Below are 15,621 nucleotides of genomic sequence, written 5' to 3'. Positions count from 1 at the left end.
GGGCCCGGCGTGCTTCGCAAGCCGCAGGCATTGCGGTCGTCAGTTCACGGCGACACCACCAAGGCGATCATGTGCCATCGCCGGTATCCTCGAGCCACTCGTGTACGCGTCGTGCGCCGTCCAGATGAGCGCCGTACACCGATGGATGCTGCTCAGCGAGTTTCGTGAACATCTCGACCGTATCGGTGATCGCGGCCAGGCCGTCCTTCTGCCGACGGCCAGTGATTGATTCATATTGTTGTGTTAGGCCGGTCGCGATGGCGACCGGCGCGGCAATGGACGGTAGCTTCGGTGAACCACCGTGTACGCGATCATTTCGTGTCGTTGGCGGGGTGTAGCGCTGGTCATGTGTGGGCGATCTGAGGTGCCCGAAGCCGTACTCCTCGGGCGGACTGCCGCGGTTACCTTGCGTCGTCGCGGCGGGCTGTGGAGGCTGTGGGTTCGGTGAATCGCGTCACGGCGATGACCAGTGCGACGGCGAAGAACAGGAGATCGAGGATCATCTGGATACCGACAACGGTCTTGGCGGCGTCACTGACGGGCGAGATTGTGCCGGTGCCCGCGGTCGTCAGCATGCCCAACGAAAAGTACAGGGCTCCGGTGTGTGACAACGGCTCGGTGAAGTCTCTCGTCGTGCCTGCGTCGTAGTACAGCTTCGAGAAAGTGATCAGGATGTCCAGAGCGGCGAAGATGATGACGATCGTTGTCCACAAGCGGTCTTTGATGACCATCACGGTGGCCACCGCGTAAATCGTCACCACGGTCGGCGGCACGCAGACGACCAGCACCATCGGCGCCGACAGGCCGGACCTCGCGGAGGTCGCCCAGAAGTAGATCCAGAAGACCACTTGAACCGGTACCAACACGCATACGGCGCGTTTGGTTCGGCGCAGAGCCCGCTCCGACTCCCGTGGATCGCGAGAGGATTCGGCGGGCCGTCGGGCCACGACGGCCGATTTCTCCTGTTCGCCACCCTGCGCAGCTACCTCGTCCGGGTCCGCCATGGCCGAGAGTCTAGGACTCGCACAGCATGAATGCGGCGAGCCACGGCGCGGCCACTGCGTCGGGGCAACTCGACAACCTTGTCCCCCGGCTACGAAGCTCCCTCTACCGCTTGCTACGCGGAGTCGCCTGTTGTGCGCTGTTGTCGACGAGTCCCGAGCGGGCCAGCAGTAGACCGCTGACTACTAGCACCCAGGTGGGAAACGCCAGCGTGACCCACATGCTGACGTTGCTCCCGATCAGCAGTGTCAACGCAAGCAGGTAGCTGAGGCCGGCGAGCCAACGGGGCATCAACCTGGTCTTCAACCAAATTGTCGCCAACGAGATCATGAATACGGCGGCCATTCGAAGCGCATACGTCTGGGTCGCCGAAAACACGACCATCTTGCCGAAGTTGACCACCTCGCCGCGGGCGACCGGGTCGACGACCCCGGTGTTGCTTGTCACCAGCGCTCCGGCGACGGCGGTGGCGACGAACATCATCGCCAGAAACAGCAGCCCGCTGCCGAGGAACACCGACAGGAAGAACCGGTCTTCGTAGCGCCCGAATCCGTCGCGTACTACGCCGATGAACCACAGGAAGCTGATGCCCGCGATGGGCATCAGCACGGTCGCTGTCGTGATCGAGGTCTGTTGGCCCGTCATCAACCGAGTCGAATTCCGAACGCCTTCGGGTATTTCGATGCGTATCAAGATCAACGTTGTTCCGAACAACACCGCGAATATGACTCCGGCTAGTGCGGCGGCTCGTGGCGTTGACAGACGGCGAAAAGTCGAGGGCTGATCCGTGTGTTGCGCTGGCGTCGACATGGCATCATCCTGCCAAATCCGAGCATGTTCTGCCGGGTTGATGGCTCTAATAAGTGGACACGGGCAACTCGGATTCCAGGATCCACTTATTTTCCACACATGCGAGCGTCGCTCGTTTCCACCCCCACTTTCCGGCAGGCACCGCAAACTAGACATACTCGAAATCTGGCGGGGCAGGTCATGGCTGCGTGGCGATATCACAGGCCGTCCGGTCGATGAGACGTCGATCCACGTGACCGGCCCCCTGATCGAGCAGATTCCCAGCACACGGCTTGCGGCCGGCATCGACCAGCGAGTATCGGCTGTCGATTTCGATTGATGGCACCTCAGGTAGTCACCGCTCATTGCGCTGCGCCTATGCGCTTGGAAGCGGTACGCTGATCGGCGTCCGGTTCCCTACAGTGGTGCGGAAGGTGGAGCCATGTCGACGACCGATCATGACTGGAGCAAACCGGCAGCTATGGCCATACCGGCCGAAGGCTATTTTGAGCTGGAGCGGGGCCGATACGGCCCGATCTATCCACGGACGCCTGCCTCCTATGGTTTCTCGATCATCGCGAAGGTGAAGCTGGGTCGAGAAGACGCTATTCGCGCATACGGCAAGCAGATAGAGGACGCGGTCGCGAGTAGTCCGGATGTGCTGGCGCCACTGCGGCTGCACTATCTGCGATGGGTGTTGTTCGATGTCGGCTCCGGATTACATTTCCAATATCAGGGCATCTTCGATACCGATTTCGACAAATACACCGAGGATGCGGTGGCGCTCTTCGCCCAGACCGGTATCACCACCGTTTTCACCAACCTCGAAGGATTCCCCGAGGACTGGAAGGAAAACCCGGGCGCGTTCGCCCGATTCGTCCGAGAACATCACTTTCCGAGCTTCCTCGAATACGGCGAATATCCCTACGTCACCGCCGACAAGATCAAAAAAGCGCTGCGGCTAGAGGCAGCGTTCTCCGACATGCTCGACCAGATGCAGTGATCACCCCGTCGACGCTCGAGCTCGACGACATCCAACACATCCTGCTGACCCGCACCCCGGCGATGACGGGCCGCTACGAGTTCCTGTCTTTCGACGACCCCGCCGGAGGCCGGGCCTGGTTGGCCGCGCTGCTGGATCGGGTCCAGTCGGCCGCGGACGCGCGTGCCACGATGGACAGTTCCGAGCGTTGGATCACACTGGCCTTCACCTGGGGAGGGCTGCGGGCGCTCGGCGTGTCGGAGCAATCGCTCGCCACCTTTCCCGACGAGTTCCGTGAAGGCATGGCCGCCCGCGCCGACATCCTGGGCGACACGGGCGCCAATCACCCGGACAACTGGGCCGGCGGGCTGGCCGGTGACGACCTGCACGCCATCGCGATCTTGTTCGCCCGCACCGACACCGAACACCAGAGATGCACCGCCGAGCACAACAAGCTTGTGGCCCGCTGCCCGGGTGTGCGGGTGTTGTCGTTCCTGGATTTGAACGCGACGCCGCCATTCGACCAAGCCCATGACCATTTCGGGTTCCGAGACCGGTTGTCCCAGCCAGTGATCGACGGATCGGGCGAGACCCCGACACCAGGCTCGGGCCCAGCGCTGAAACCCGGTGAATTCATCCTGGGCTACCCGGACGAGGAGGGGCCACCCCACGGGCTGCCCCAGCCGGAGGTGTTGTCACGCAACGGCAGCTACATGGCCTACCGGCGGCTGCAAGAACACGTCGGTGCGTTTCGGAACTATCTCCGCGAGCACGCTGACACCCCGGACGGGCAGGAGCTACTCGCCGCGAAGTTCATGGGCCGCTGGCAAAGCGGCGCCCCCCTGACACTGGCCCCCGACCACGACGATCCGCAGCTTGGCGCGGATCCCATGCGAAACAACAACTTCACCTACAAAGAAATGGACCCGCACGGCTACGCGGTTCCGCTCGGCTCCCACATCCGGCGGCTCAATCCGCGCGACACCGCGGTCAACATGAACCGCCGCAGGATGATTCGCCGCGGAGCCACCTACGGGCCCGCACTACCCGAACGCGAACCCGACGACGGGGTGGACCGAGGCATCGCCGCGTTCATCATCTGCGCCAGCCTGGTCCGCCAGTTCGAGTTCGCCCAAAACGTCTGGATCAACGACAAGACATTCCACGAACTCGGCAACGAACACGATCCCATCTGCGGCACTCAGGACGGAACCCTGGAGTTCACCATCCCCAAGCGGCCCATCCGTAAGGTGCTCGAGGGCCTGCCGGCCTTCACCACGCTCAGAGGCGGCGCGTACTTCTTCCTGCCGGGTATCAACGCCCTGCGATATCTCGCCACGCTCAACCGTCAAGAGGTGACATCATGAGCGCCCTTTCCCCGGCACGCACCTACAACCAGAACCACATCCCGCGCACGCACGACGGGCGCCGGCGGATCAGCATCTATTGGACGTGGAGCTACCCGTGGGAGGCCCAACGCGATCCCGCCGAAATATACAACCGCTTCTCCACGATGACCGAAGTCCGCAACGTAACGTGGCCGGGCTACGAGACCTCCGAGTACGACGCAGCGCACTTCCTGCAAGGCATTGCCGGCACACTCGAGCTGTTCCATCGCTCAACTCTGGCGTTTCAGCGGCTGGCCGGTGAGGCGACCGGTCATCCCGTCGCGGTGTTCCAGCGCATCGACCAAGCCGGCTACCAATTGCCGATCGACGAGCGGATCCTGGCCGACACCGACACGCTGATGGTGTTCGGGCTCGATCACGTCCTCTCCGAGCAGGAAGCCGCACCCGAAGAGTGCGCCGCAATCCAGGACTGGCTGCAACGCGAAGGCACCTGCCTGCTGTTGGCGCCGCACCACGACGTCGGCTTCACCGACGACTACACGCAGCGACAAACCGAATACGAGCATCACGGCGACCCATTGGTGCCCCGCCAGCAGAGATTCGGCCAGTACACGCGCTCACTGATGAAAGCGCTCGACGTGCCGGTCCACAACAAGTGGGGCCTACGCCCCGCGGTCGTCGACGGCACCGGAGAGATCGCTCCCCTGACCGGGTTCCGCGATCTGGACACACCCCAACTACTGGACAACGTCACCACCTTCAACTTCCACCCCCATCTCCCGCACTACGCGCTCACCGCACCGGAAAGCGAGTCCCTGCGGGTCCTGGGCCGCCAGCGCATCGACCCCACCCGGCCCCACCCCTACACCGCGGCCGGCAACACGGAATTCAACGCGCTTATCTGGATGCCACCCACCGGCCAACGTGCCGGCGACATCGTGCTCATCGACTCCACCAACTTCACCACACTGTTCGGCGGCACCGACAGCCTCGAAAACCTCTGGCACAACCTCGCCACCATGAAATAACCGCAAGCCAGGTTGCGCCGCGCGGCGGCCTGATATGTTGCGGGTTAGCGCTGCTGCGGCGAGACCGTTCGCGCAACGTCTGGTCGGTGTGGCCGATAGGATCAGGTCTCCGCTTGCCTCGCTAACGGCGATGCGCTGTGTCGCAACCGATTTCACAAAGCTCCGTTGAACTACGAGAAGTGTGCTGAGGCGGACGGCGGCGCCGCGTGATACCGCACGCCGACACGGGTGAGCCGCTTGCCGCAGGCGCAGCCTCCCGATGGCGACCTGCATGGTCTGCGGGAATGTGAAGCCCTGTTGAGCGAGCCGTGTTGTCTCCCGTCGTGGGCCGGTAGGGTGGCCCGCGTGCTGGCCGCCGGGTAGGGCAGGATCGCCGCCGCGGCGTCGCTGCAACCGGCACAGGCCAACGGCCACCCGGCGCTGATTCTCCGGTGGAGTGGGGCGAGATCGACACCGTCGTAGCGGTGGGCATCGACGACGAGCTGTCACAGATGCAGCGGGAGACCGCCCCGCGTCGCTGAGCCCGGGGCCTCGGAAACGAACAACACACCCGGCATCTCCACCTGCACGTCGCTATAGGCGACGGCGTGGCATGGTTTGTCTCACAGTGCTGATCCGACTCAGCCAGACAGTCCCGGTTGGGCAGCCGTGTTCAAACATCCGATAATGCCGTGACCGATACGGTTCGAGAGCCTGACGGATGCATCGTTGTTTATGAGTACCTCAGCGGATATCGATGTCGCCTTTGCTGGTGATGATCTAGTGCTGCGGCTGGCCTGCGCGGCCTACCTCGCCCGCTATACCGGCAGCTCCCGCATCCATTGCACTTCCGACCTCCGGTTGTATTTCCGATGGTGCACCGACCACCAGCTCACACCGCTGACGATGGTCCGGCCAGAAGTGGAGCGGTACGTGCGCTGGATGCAGGAGACCCGCCGGTTCAAACCCTCCACTGTCGCCCGCCGCACCGCGGTGTTGACCGGGTTCTACCGCACCTGCGTGATCGACGGCGTCCTGGAACACTCACCCGCGGAATACGTGCGCCGACCGCGAGTGGCGAACGAGTCACCGACGCTGAGTCTTTCGCACCTGCAGTTCGAAGCACGCTGTCCGCCGCACGGGATTCGGCCCATCCGAGCGATTTCGCACTCGTTGCAATGCTCGGGCTCCTCGGGTTACGGATTTTCGAAGCCTGCCAAACCGACATCGACGACCTCGGCGAGGAGCACGGCCACCACGTACTGCGCGTGGTCGGCAAGGGCACCAAAGTCGTTCTCGTGCCGTTGCCTCCAGCAGTAGGACGGGCAATCGACCGCTCCTGCGGTGACCGGGTTCGCGGCCCGATCCTGTTGAACACCCGGGGCCGGCGAATGGACCGGCACTGCGCGACCCGTCGCCTGCGGCGCCTGGCACAGTTCGTGGTGGTGCGGTTGCCGCGGATGCACCCGCACATGCTGCGGCATACGTTCGTGACCACCATGCTCGACGCCGGAGTGGATTTGCGGGACGTGCAGATCGCCGCCCGCCACGCCGACCCACGCACGACGATGCGATACGACCGAGCCCGCACGAACCTCGACCGGCACCCGAACTACATCCTGGCCGCGTACATGGCCTCGGGCACATGACGACTCAACACGCACTACTTTGCCGAAGAGCGCGCATTGCTCGTTCGGTGTTCTACGACCAACGTGGGCTCTGCACATTGGTCGACGAACTGACCCGAAAGCGCGATCGGGTTGGGCATGAGGGCGTTTCCCTTTTTGCTGTGCGGTGGTTACCCTTCCGTTGAACGAGGCGCCAGCCGGTCACGCCGAGCACGACACAGCCCGATAACGGATAGCGGGATGACCGGTAGCCAGACGGAGAGCAACGGCGGGGGCATGGACGGAACTCAGTAACCGGCTTCCGTTATTGCCCCTCTCACACAATATTTCACGACCCGACCAGGTCCGGGTGGAACTTGGTCACTATCCGGCGAATCCCGTCGCGCCAGTCGACCGTCGTGTCGCCGATGAGTTCACGCATCTGCGTCACGTCAGTCGGATTACCGCGCAGCGCCTGGGCACTCTCGTCGAATGCCGGTTCCCTGCCGACCAGCGAACCGAGGTACCCACACCACTCCTGCAGGCTGACGGTCTGGTCGCCGCACCAGTTGATCGTCGTTGCCGGCACCGACGCCACCTCGAGCAGCTTCGGGATGGTCGCGATGATGTCGTCCTCGTGGATCGGGTTGTAGCGGGCCGGACCGCCGCCCGGAACCGGAATCGGGATGCCGGCCAGGATCATCTCCATGTGGTAGTACGGCCACCCACCGTGGTCGCCGTACGGGACGTTGAGTCGGGCGATGGTGGTGGGCAAGCCGAGCACCCGCGCCATCGTGCGGGCGACGACCTCCCCGGCGATCTTGGAAATGGAGTAAGTCGGGAACAAGGGCTTGTGGTTGTCACCAAGGGCGGCGCGCTCGGTCCGGGGTTCGTCGTCCGGCGGGTCGTAGACGGCCGCAGACGAACAGTGCAGGAAAGCTTTTGCGCTACGGCAATGGGCCATCAGCAGGCCCACGGACTCCGCGTTGGCTCCCAGATCCTTGTCCCAGTCGCCACTCTTGGCCACAGCCAAGTTGAGGACGTAGTCGAAGTCGCACGGGAGTCCGGCGAAATCTCCCGTGGCCAGGTCGACGGTCTCGCACCGCACCCCCACCTGGTCGAGGGCTTCACGAGCCGCGGTGTTGGTGAACCGGGCGATACCCCAGACCTCGTTATCGACCGCCAGGGCCCGGGCAATGGGAGTAGCAACCTGTCCAGTCGGACCGGTGATCAGGATCTTGGAGCCGCGCATGCGCTGATGGTAGGCGACCGGCGGGTGGCCGTACACATGTTCGCGTATGCATGCAGACAGCTGTATTGGATTGCCACACTCGATATCTCACCGTTTGCATCAATCTTTGCAGTGTCCGGAGGGACACGACCGCTATGCCCACTCCTTACACCAGACGAAACACATGAAGGCGCGGCCACCCTGCTGGAGCGTTATTCATAAGCCTCCGCGAAAAAGTGCAGTGCGACTATCGTTTTCAGGGCAGAGGGGAATTTGTGGACTGGCGCGCGGTAGCGGCCGCCTTCCTCGCTGAGCATGCGCCAGGTCTTCAGGTGAGCGACGGCTCGCTCCACCGCGGCCCGGATTCCGGAGAGTGCGGTATTGAACGCGGCCTGGCTCTCGTGCAGTTCGCGGCCCGGAGGTTTCTTGTAGGGCACCAGATCGATTCCGTCGACACCGACGTAACCGGAATCGGCGACAGTGTCGATCTCGGCGAGAAGGTCGGCGAGTCCGGAGGCGGCGTATGCGTGCGCGTCGTGTCGGGCGCCGTGCACGATCGTCATGCCGACCGCGACGAGCCTGCCGTCGAGGTCGGCGGCGATCTGGATGTTGAACCCCGGATACTGGGTTTTTCCGGAGAACAGGTCCGGGATCGCCGACCAGTCCCAGGTCGGGCAGATTGTGCCGTCCACCAGCACGGACCCGACTCCGATGACGTCGCGGGGGTTGGGAACGAACTCTTCGAGTACGTCAGCGATCACCGGTCGCAGCAGATCCCAGCGGCGGCTCACCGTGGACTGACTGATCCCGAAGAACGCGCCCGCGACATCCTGGACGAGGTTTCTGCGCATCAACGACACCACCAAAGCGACAGACCTGAACAAGCTCAACGCGTAAGGGCGACCGGCCGACTCGAACCCGCCGACGGTCTCGTGTACCCGGGCAGTCAGTTCCGTCAGTTGCCCATCGGTCAGCCCCGTAATAGCCTTGTACCGCAACGGCCCTCGTTCTCGCTCGTAGACTTCGTAACTCCACGAACTGAGATACATGAGGGCCGTTGCCAATTCGGCTGCGACGCGCCGACGTATCAAGCAGTGCGATCACCGTCTCACCGGCCACACAGGCCACGAGAGTTGCTATGCCACAGCCGATTGCGGGACAGGCTTATGAATAAGCCTCCTGGAAGCCCTCGACTCCGGCATCACCCTGTTCGACACCTGCCCGCAACGAACACCAGGAAATCACTGTGCGGCAATGGGTTCCCGCAGACGCAGTTCGACTACCCACTGCCCAGGAGATACAACGCTGGCCGCCTGGACTGTGATCAGTCGTCGTGGTTGTCCTGCCCGACCCGGGAAGACCTCCGATGATCTTAAAATTCAAGCGGCGGCTCCATTGGGCGGCTGTCCTGTCTCATCGAAGTTGAGGCACCCCACTGGCGTTGACCCGTGGTGCCTCAACGTATCGAGACGGCGAATGACGGGTTCATCTCATTGAACATGAGGCAAATCGTCGGAGTGGTCCTGTCTGTCGACCTGGGGTAAGGGACTTTTATTTCCCGTGAGCGCCGTCTAGGCCAGTTCGCCGAGGTCTCGGGTCATCCAGCCGGGGGTGTCGAAGCGGATGGACGAAGCTCCGACCAGCGTTGCCAGGTGCGCTTCGAGGTTCTCGAGTTCGGTGGCGCCGATCTGCCGCATCCATTGGTCGCGTAGCTGGTCGAATATCTCTTCGCCTTGGCGCAGCACTTCGAAGCCGAGGGCGGTGACCTGCAGGCGTTTACGGCGGGCGTCGAGGGGGTCGGTATCGCGCGCCACGTATCCGCGCTCCTGAAGCACCGCAATGGTCTTCGCCGCCGCCTGCTTGGAGACCGACAGGCGGCGGCCGAGTTCGGAGGCGTTGTCGGCGCCTGCGGCGATGGCCCGCATGGCGAAGTCGTGGACGGGGCGCACATCCTCGTAGCCGCGCAGGGCCAGCTCCTTGGTCGCGTCGTCCACCAGCGAACGGAAACCTCCCAGCAGGAGCAGCGCGAGATCGGCGCCGGAGCGAGACATGGCAGAAAGCGTACGGCAGACGACTGGACATCGACAACCAGGTTGGCTAATATTTCGACAACCAGGTTGTCGAGCTAAGGAGAGACAATGCATGCCACACCAGCCGGCGCCACACTTCCGGAGATCACCCACCACCGCGTCGAGGTCAACGCAACCACGCTGCACTACGTCGCGGCGGGAACCGGTGGAACCCCGATCCTGCTGGTCCACGGGTTCCCCGAGACCTGGTGGGCCTTCCGTAAACTCATCCCGCTGCTCGCGGAGCACCACCGCGTCATCGCCGTCGACCTGCGCGGCTTCGGCGACTCCGACAACGGACCGGGCGAGTACGACAGCACCACCTCAGCCGAGGACCTGCACCAGTTGATCCAGCACCTCAACCTCGGCCCGGTCCACCTGACCGGGCAAGACATCAGCGGAGCGACCGTATTCCGCCTCGCGACCACCCACCCGCAGGACGTGCTCAGCTTCACCGCGATCGAGACGGGACTGCCCGGGTTCGGCGTGGAGGCGCTGGCCGATATCACCCACGGCGGCGCCTGGTACATCGGCGTTCTCGCCGCGCCCGGCATTCCCGAGATGCTGCTGGCCGGGCGCGAGCGCGAGTTCCTGGGGCAGTTCGCATTCTCGGCCACGAGCGCGACCCCAGATGCGAGCACCGACGCCGACATTGACGAATTCGTCCGCACCTACGCGCGGCCCGACGGCTGGCGAGGAGCGATCGGCCTCTACCGGTCGATGCTGCGCGAGGGTTCCGAGATCAAGGCTCTCGCCGACGCGCCGGGCCTGACCGTACCCGTGCTCGCGGTCGGCGCCGGCGGACGCTCCTTCACAGCCGCCACCATGACCCAGGCCGCGGCGGCGACCGAGGTCAGCTCGGTATCCCTCGACGGGGTCGGCCACTACGCCGCGATGGAAGCCCCCGACGAGCTGGCGAAGGCCATTCTCGAGTTCACCGGACGCTTCGACGCGGCCTGACGACTCGACGCCGCTCGTCACAACAGGAACACGAGCCACTCTAGTCACTGTGCCTCAGCTACATGAGACAAACCCGAGACTGCCTCAACTCAACGAGACTGCCTCGGATCCAACGAGATCGGACAGCGGCGGCGGGATGAAGCGGCTGGGTGACTGGAGGCTTGCCGCTTCGCTGGTGAATCCGGACGCCGAGGCAGGGGCCGTCTCGTATCGGCGAAATCGGGCGTTACGCGACAAGCGTGTTCTTCTGTCTGCGCGAGTCAGCTGACTGCTCGGTAATGCCGATTATCGTGCGCTCGTCACCGGCCGCTGATGTCGTACGGCCCAATTCGGGTTCGAGCGGTGCGGGGTGTTCGCGTCGGGGTAAATAGCATCGGGACGTGTCGTGGCGATTATGTGGACGCGTTTGCTCCGTGGTCCAGTCCGCGCACGGGCATCAAATGTGACGAAGTCCAACCGTGGAACGTGATGCACGTCATTGCCCGAGAAGGCGTGGTTGGGCATCGTCGTCAATTCGTTTTTGGAAAGAACCTGGTTGGAGATGCCCAAATGGCCGACCACAATTTTGCTTACGACCTCACGCTGGACGAGGCACGACGGCGCAGCGCCGTCGTCGCGGCGCTCGGTGACGACTGGGATCCGGTCGCGGTGCTCGCCGAGGAAGATCTGGCGTACGACATGCTGTACTCGAATCTCGACGATGAGCAGCAGCGGATCTACGAGGAACTCGTCCGGGCCGGGATCCTGCCGGATCGGGCGACGCGCCATATTGCCGACTGATCTCACCACCGAGCACGAACCATGACTGGCGTTCGGCGTGTTGGCTCCGGCGAGTCGTGACCTAGTTCGTCACGCAGTCTTTCCGTGTAATCGACACGCTGCTCCTCGGTCAGCAGACTGCCTCTGGGGTCTGATCTTGGAGGTGGTCGTGGGGCGTCGACCGAGTGTGTTCGTCCGGTCGGTCACGATGGAGGAGTGCCGGAAGCTGCTACGGATCAGCCGGCCGCGAAGGACCCGGTGAAACTCCGCCGGGCGATCGTGGTGCTGATGTCCGCCGAGGGCCAGACGGTCAAGGACATCACCACGCTGATGCAGGTCGGCGAGGACTACGTCCGCGATGTCATCCACGCCTTCTTCGAGCGGGGGTTCGACGCGTTGGACCCAAAATGGAGCGGGGGACGCCCCAAGACGATCAATGATGAGGTGCGTGAGCACATCTGCCTGATTGCCCGGACGTCTCCCGCGGACTGGAAAATCACCGCGTTCTCCATCTGGAGCCTGAGCAAGCTCGCCGGTCAAGCAGAAGGTGACCGCGGCCATCAGCCGGGAGACCCTGCGCCGGATCCTGCGCGAGGGCAAGGTCTCCTGGAAGACCACCACTACCTGGAAGGCGTCCACCGACCCGGAGTTCATCGTCAAGATGCACCGCATCCTGGCGCTGTACGACTCCCCTCCGGCTGACGGGCGGGTGATATGCGTTGACAAGTTCGGGCCGGTGCGCCGTCCGCGCCGCCTGCGGGCAACCTATAACCGCTACGGCGGTGTGAGGCACATGCTTGCTGCCCTCGACCTGTCGACCGGCAAGCTGTACCGGATCCGCCCGCGCAAGCGGTGGCGGGAGTTCCTCGACCTGCTCGAGGCCCTGCGCGTCCGCTGGCCCGGCCAGAAAGCTGTATGTGGTGCTGGAACTTCTCCCCGCACAAGCACGCCAAGGTCCGCACTTGGGTGGCAGACAACGACATCGAGCTGGTCTTCCTCCCGACTTACGGATCCTGGCTGAACTGGATCGAGGCCGAGTTCGCGGCCTTGCGCTACTTCGCGCTCAACGGCACCGATCATCGCAGCCACGACGAGCAGAACGCGGCCATCGCCGCTTACGTCCGCTGGCGCAACGCCCGCGCCGAGCCGAAGACGAATTTCGCACCCGACTCACCCATCCGTCAGTGGAGGCAATACCCCGCCGAGGCGGCGTGAGGAGCGATTACGCGATGAGGAGGAGCACGCTGATCGCCAGCATCACCACTGCGGTGGCGCCGTGGATGCCGTAGACGGCGGCCTTGGGCCCGTTGCTGCGCAGCGCGATCAACGCGTCGCCCACGGGTATGCCAGTGGCGGCCAGCATGAACCAGCCCAGCAGGTGTGGTGACCCGCCGGCCAGCAGGATGAAGATGAAGAGCCCGGAGGCTATGTCGCGCACGGCCTTGACGGCCAGCCATGCCTGGAAGCTGCGGTCCTCGGTCGGTGTGCCGGGGATGCCGAAACCGACTGCGGCCTGCGGCGCCCCAGAAGGCACGTGCGCCGACGAAGATGATGCCCACGCCGATCAGTCCGGCGAGCACGGTGGCGACGTTGGTGAGCATGGTTGCTTACTCTCGGTAGCAGCGTGCACTATCGTCTAGCGGCGCCAGTTGTCGTGTCGATGATAGAGATACCTCCGGCAGGATGTCTAGCGTTGCTAGGATGTTGCCATGTCCGCCATCAAAGAGCGCCGTGAACGTGAACGCGCCCAACGCCATCAGCTGATCATCACAGCAGCCCGCGAACTCGCCGAGGCCGAAGGCTGGGAGGCGGTGACGACGCGAAGGCTCGCTGAGCGGGTCGAGTACAGCCAGCCCGTGCTCTACAGCCACTTCAGTGGCAAGGATGCCATCGTCCGCGCCGTCGCGATCGACGGATTCGACGAACTCGCCGCCCACCTGCGCCGTGCCCGGCTGGCCAACCCCAAGCCACGGCAGGCCCTGCACGCCGTCTGCCGCGCCTACCTGGAGTTCGCTACCGAGCGGCCCGCCCTCTACCAGGCCATGTTCGTCATGCCGACCGACGTGAAGTTCGCGCACGCCGAGACACCGCCCCCACTGCGCGCCGCCTTCGACGAATTCGTCAGCTGTCTTCGCCCGGACAACGCGCGACGCGAACTGTTCGCCGAAGTCATCTGGAGCGCGTTGCACGGCATAGCCACCCTGTCGGACAGCGGCCGCATTCCCCCGGACAGTCAGGAGGAGCGGCTCGACTTCCTCATCACCCAGCTCGCCGACACCCCAAGCTGACCGGCCCCACGCCATAAAAAAGGGGCCATTGGACGGCCAAGGATCAGAGCCGAGCCACTAGCTGCTCCGGCTCTCGGCTGAGTTTCGTGGGCAGTGGATGCGCAGTAATGCCGCATATAGCGCGTAGCGCTGGCGGGATGTCCCCTTCTGCTGATGTCCCACTTGCCCGGCCACTCTCTGCCGGGCGCCGGTGAGTTCCGGAGAGGAGGGCTGGAACATATGTGTAACGACTAGTGAGCGGCATCAACATCCGGAAATGCTGAGAAGCGTGCACTTTGGTCGGCATCCTCCTGTCGGCAAGACACAGACGGCAAACTCCGCACACAGCGCAGGGCGGTCTCCGCCACCGCGCGGAGACCGCCCTGGGGGCCTGCCGGGACACGAGCGAAAAGGGGCAATGAGCTCCCGAATCTGCTGGTCGGGGCGGATGTGCTCCGAGGTTCTCGGCCAGCAGGGTGGTTCGCTCGGTGTAGCAAAACCCGCGCGGCATCGGACTGCGCGTGCTGGATAGGCTGCGCTGCGTTACGTCAGTTTCTTGCTCGGGGTCTGGGTTGTGACGGCGATCGATCGAACCGCGTATCCGGTTCAAGAGAGTGGTTCCCGCGCGGGAGCTGATTAAGGCGTTCACGCCGACGGTCGCCGAGGTCGCGTGGGCGCGGGAGAAGACGCAGAACGATCAGCATCTGCTGGCCTTGGTGGTGTGGCTGAAGTCGTATCAGCGGCTGGGGTAATGCTGTGCAACATGTCCCTGGCCGCGACCCGGGGCGGGCGAGCTGGAATCGGTGTCGACCACGCCATGGCCGCCGGATATTGGGTTGGTCGCAGCGACGACCGGTACCTGCTGGCGTATGCCCGCGACATGGCCGCCGAGGCCCCCGCCGAACTCGGCCAGACCCGCGAATGCCGCACCGCGCTGGCTGAAGCCCGCGAGATCATCGACGCCGCGGCGGCCACCCATCTGCCCAGCTACGTCTACGATCCCGCGCTCAACGCCGGATTCGCTGCCGAATGCCTGACCAAACTCGGCATCGGAGACGAGGCGGTCACCGCCGCGACACGGTGCGTCGACCTCATCAACCCCGCCTTCGCACTGAGCAGGGGGTTCGCCGATGTCGGTCCCGGCACCGCGCTGTGCCTGACCGGCGAAGTCGACGAGGCCGCCCACATCATCGCCCGCACCTCCGACACCGCGGTCACCCACGGATCACCCCGCCTCGCCAGCGAAGTCCGCGGCGCTCGCGACACCATCCGCAACAGCGCCCCCCGGCTCGGCCAGCCTGCGCGAACTCGACACCAAACTCGCCGCTCACGGCCTGGTCTAAGCCGCACCGAACGGCGTTGTCGACGAACAGGCAGGCCAGCTGCTTCGCCACGCGATCGCTCCGGTGACCGGGGGATTCACGCTGGTCCCGGCGTGCAGCTGGAAGACGGGATTACGCAGGGGCAGGGCTGTCGCACTGCATGCGCGGAGTACTGCTCTCCCGCCGGTCACATGGGAAACAGGAGTGCAGTGACTTCGAACTGTGTGTGTCGTACTACACACCATTGAATTCGACACCGCCTAAGGTTTGACTCGGT

17 protein-coding genes are annotated in these 15,621 nt (G+C 64.1%); 11 read left to right on the top strand and 6 right to left on the bottom strand.

Features of this window, described 5'->3' with window-relative positions:
* Positions 1-401: 401 nt before the first annotated feature.
* Together ACV7NQ_RS38320 and ACV7NQ_RS38315 are read right to left on the bottom strand one after the other, a co-directional pair.
* On the bottom strand, positions 402-1,004 hold the full coding sequence (locus ACV7NQ_RS38320) for an ion channel (protein WP_463364009.1): 603 nt from the start codon (positions 1,002-1,004) through the stop codon (positions 402-404).
* Between the two features lie 103 nt (positions 1,005-1,107).
* Complete coding sequence (locus tag ACV7NQ_RS38315; RefSeq protein WP_463364008.1) at positions 1,108-1,812, bottom strand: hypothetical protein; 705 nt, start codon at positions 1,810-1,812, stop codon at positions 1,108-1,110.
* A 421-nt stretch (positions 1,813-2,233) separates the two neighbouring features.
* On the opposite strand from ACV7NQ_RS38315, the gene ACV7NQ_RS38310 reads away from it, so the two are divergent.
* The 4 genes from ACV7NQ_RS38310 to ACV7NQ_RS38295 all read left to right on the top strand — a co-directional run bounded on the left by ACV7NQ_RS38310 (position 2,234) and on the right by ACV7NQ_RS38295 (position 6,778).
* Positions 2,234-2,794: a hypothetical protein gene (locus ACV7NQ_RS38310; protein WP_463364007.1), complete on the top strand. Its 561-nt coding sequence runs from the start codon at positions 2,234-2,236 to the stop codon at positions 2,792-2,794.
* Positions 2,791-4,140: a Dyp-type peroxidase gene (locus ACV7NQ_RS38305; protein WP_463364006.1), complete on the top strand. Its 1,350-nt coding sequence runs from the start codon at positions 2,791-2,793 to the stop codon at positions 4,138-4,140. The genes ACV7NQ_RS38310 and ACV7NQ_RS38305 overlap by 4 nt, the downstream gene beginning before the upstream one ends.
* On the top strand, positions 4,137-5,150 hold the full coding sequence (locus tag ACV7NQ_RS38300; RefSeq protein WP_463364005.1) for a hypothetical protein: 1,014 nt from the start codon (positions 4,137-4,139) through the stop codon (positions 5,148-5,150). Before ACV7NQ_RS38305 ends, ACV7NQ_RS38300 begins: the two co-directional genes overlap by 4 nt.
* A gap of 851 nt (positions 5,151-6,001) precedes the next feature.
* The gene (locus ACV7NQ_RS38295; RefSeq protein WP_463364004.1) at positions 6,002-6,778 is read left to right on the top strand and encodes a tyrosine-type recombinase/integrase; all 777 of its coding nucleotides are present in this window, start codon (positions 6,002-6,004) and stop codon (positions 6,776-6,778) included.
* A gap of 307 nt (positions 6,779-7,085) precedes the next feature.
* On the opposite strand, the gene ACV7NQ_RS38290 is transcribed toward ACV7NQ_RS38295, so the two are convergent.
* The 3 genes from ACV7NQ_RS38290 to ACV7NQ_RS38280 all read right to left on the bottom strand — a co-directional run bounded on the left by ACV7NQ_RS38290 (position 7,086) and on the right by ACV7NQ_RS38280 (position 10,018).
* On the bottom strand, positions 7,086-7,988 hold the full coding sequence (locus ACV7NQ_RS38290; protein WP_463364003.1) for an NAD-dependent epimerase/dehydratase family protein: 903 nt from the start codon (positions 7,986-7,988) through the stop codon (positions 7,086-7,088).
* Positions 7,989-8,179: 191 nt separating this feature from the next.
* Positions 8,180-9,016, bottom strand: coding sequence for a transposase family protein (locus ACV7NQ_RS38285; protein ID WP_463358528.1), 837 nt, complete (start codon positions 9,014-9,016; stop codon positions 8,180-8,182).
* 522 nt (positions 9,017-9,538) lie between these two features.
* Positions 9,539-10,018, bottom strand: coding sequence for a MarR family winged helix-turn-helix transcriptional regulator (locus ACV7NQ_RS38280; RefSeq protein WP_463364002.1), 480 nt, complete (start codon positions 10,016-10,018; stop codon positions 9,539-9,541).
* A gap of 87 nt (positions 10,019-10,105) precedes the next feature.
* On the opposite strand from ACV7NQ_RS38280, the gene ACV7NQ_RS38275 reads away from it, so the two are divergent.
* From ACV7NQ_RS38275 to ACV7NQ_RS38260, 4 genes are all read left to right on the top strand, one after another.
* Complete coding sequence (locus ACV7NQ_RS38275; RefSeq protein ID WP_463364001.1) at positions 10,106-10,996, top strand: alpha/beta fold hydrolase; 891 nt, start codon at positions 10,106-10,108, stop codon at positions 10,994-10,996.
* Positions 10,997-11,545: 549 nt separating this feature from the next.
* The gene (locus ACV7NQ_RS38270; RefSeq protein WP_463364000.1) at positions 11,546-11,776 is read left to right on the top strand and encodes a DUF6400 family protein; all 231 of its coding nucleotides are present in this window, start codon (positions 11,546-11,548) and stop codon (positions 11,774-11,776) included.
* Between the two features lie 195 nt (positions 11,777-11,971).
* Complete coding sequence (locus ACV7NQ_RS38265) at positions 11,972-12,457, top strand: helix-turn-helix domain-containing protein (RefSeq protein WP_463363999.1); 486 nt, start codon at positions 11,972-11,974, stop codon at positions 12,455-12,457.
* 264 nt (positions 12,458-12,721) lie between these two features.
* Positions 12,722-12,970 (top strand): hypothetical protein, encoded by a 249-nt coding sequence (locus ACV7NQ_RS38260; RefSeq protein ID WP_463363998.1) that lies wholly within the window; start codon positions 12,722-12,724, stop codon positions 12,968-12,970.
* A 7-nt stretch (positions 12,971-12,977) separates the two neighbouring features.
* Here the strand turns inward: ACV7NQ_RS38260 and ACV7NQ_RS38255 are convergent, their stop codons facing one another.
* The gene (locus ACV7NQ_RS38255) at positions 12,978-13,289 is read right to left on the bottom strand and encodes a DUF4267 domain-containing protein (protein WP_463363997.1); all 312 of its coding nucleotides are present in this window, start codon (positions 13,287-13,289) and stop codon (positions 12,978-12,980) included.
* Positions 13,290-13,464: 175 nt separating this feature from the next.
* On the opposite strand from ACV7NQ_RS38255, the gene ACV7NQ_RS38250 reads away from it, so the two are divergent.
* From ACV7NQ_RS38250 to ACV7NQ_RS38240, 3 genes are all read left to right on the top strand, one after another.
* Complete coding sequence (locus tag ACV7NQ_RS38250; protein WP_463363996.1) at positions 13,465-14,043, top strand: TetR/AcrR family transcriptional regulator; 579 nt, start codon at positions 13,465-13,467, stop codon at positions 14,041-14,043.
* Positions 14,044-14,636: 593 nt separating this feature from the next.
* Positions 14,637-14,774 carry a hypothetical protein gene (locus tag ACV7NQ_RS38245; RefSeq protein WP_463363995.1) on the top strand — a complete coding sequence of 46 codons (138 nt, stop codon included), beginning with the start codon at positions 14,637-14,639 and terminating at the stop codon, positions 14,772-14,774.
* 11 nt (positions 14,775-14,785) lie between these two features.
* Positions 14,786-15,592 carry a hypothetical protein gene (locus ACV7NQ_RS38240; RefSeq protein WP_463363994.1) on the top strand — a complete coding sequence of 269 codons (807 nt, stop codon included), beginning with the start codon at positions 14,786-14,788 and terminating at the stop codon, positions 15,590-15,592.
* Positions 15,593-15,621: the final 29 nt, after the last annotated feature.

Source organism: Nocardia sp. Tas62D01 (assembly GCF_055232035.1).
This window is presented reverse-complemented; position numbering and strand designations above follow the sequence as displayed.

Excerpts from the sequence above, each read along its gene's own strand:
- ACV7NQ_RS38320 (WP_463364009.1), bottom strand. The coding sequence starts at position 1,004 with ATGGCGGACCCGGACGAGGTAGCTGCGCAGGGTGGCGAACAGGAGAAA.
- ACV7NQ_RS38315 (WP_463364008.1), bottom strand. The coding sequence starts at position 1,812 with ATGTCGACGCCAGCGCAACACACGGATCAGCCCTCGACTTTTCGCCGT.
- ACV7NQ_RS38310 (WP_463364007.1), top strand. The coding sequence starts at position 2,234 with ATGTCGACGACCGATCATGACTGGAGCAAACCGGCAGCTATGGCCATA.
- ACV7NQ_RS38300 (WP_463364005.1), top strand. The coding sequence starts at position 4,137 with ATGAGCGCCCTTTCCCCGGCACGCACCTACAACCAGAACCACATCCCG.
- ACV7NQ_RS38295 (WP_463364004.1), top strand. The coding sequence starts at position 6,002 with ATGGTGCACCGACCACCAGCTCACACCGCTGACGATGGTCCGGCCAGA.
- ACV7NQ_RS38290 (WP_463364003.1), bottom strand. The coding sequence starts at position 7,988 with ATGCGCGGCTCCAAGATCCTGATCACCGGTCCGACTGGACAGGTTGCT.
- ACV7NQ_RS38285 (WP_463358528.1), bottom strand. The coding sequence starts at position 9,016 with ATGTATCTCAGTTCGTGGAGTTACGAAGTCTACGAGCGAGAACGAGGG.
- ACV7NQ_RS38280 (WP_463364002.1), bottom strand. The coding sequence starts at position 10,018 with ATGTCTCGCTCCGGCGCCGATCTCGCGCTGCTCCTGCTGGGAGGTTTC.
- ACV7NQ_RS38275 (WP_463364001.1), top strand. The coding sequence starts at position 10,106 with ATGCATGCCACACCAGCCGGCGCCACACTTCCGGAGATCACCCACCAC.
- ACV7NQ_RS38270 (WP_463364000.1), top strand. The coding sequence starts at position 11,546 with ATGGCCGACCACAATTTTGCTTACGACCTCACGCTGGACGAGGCACGA.
- ACV7NQ_RS38250 (WP_463363996.1), top strand. The coding sequence starts at position 13,465 with ATGTCCGCCATCAAAGAGCGCCGTGAACGTGAACGCGCCCAACGCCAT.
- ACV7NQ_RS38240 (WP_463363994.1), top strand. The coding sequence starts at position 14,786 with ATGTCCCTGGCCGCGACCCGGGGCGGGCGAGCTGGAATCGGTGTCGAC.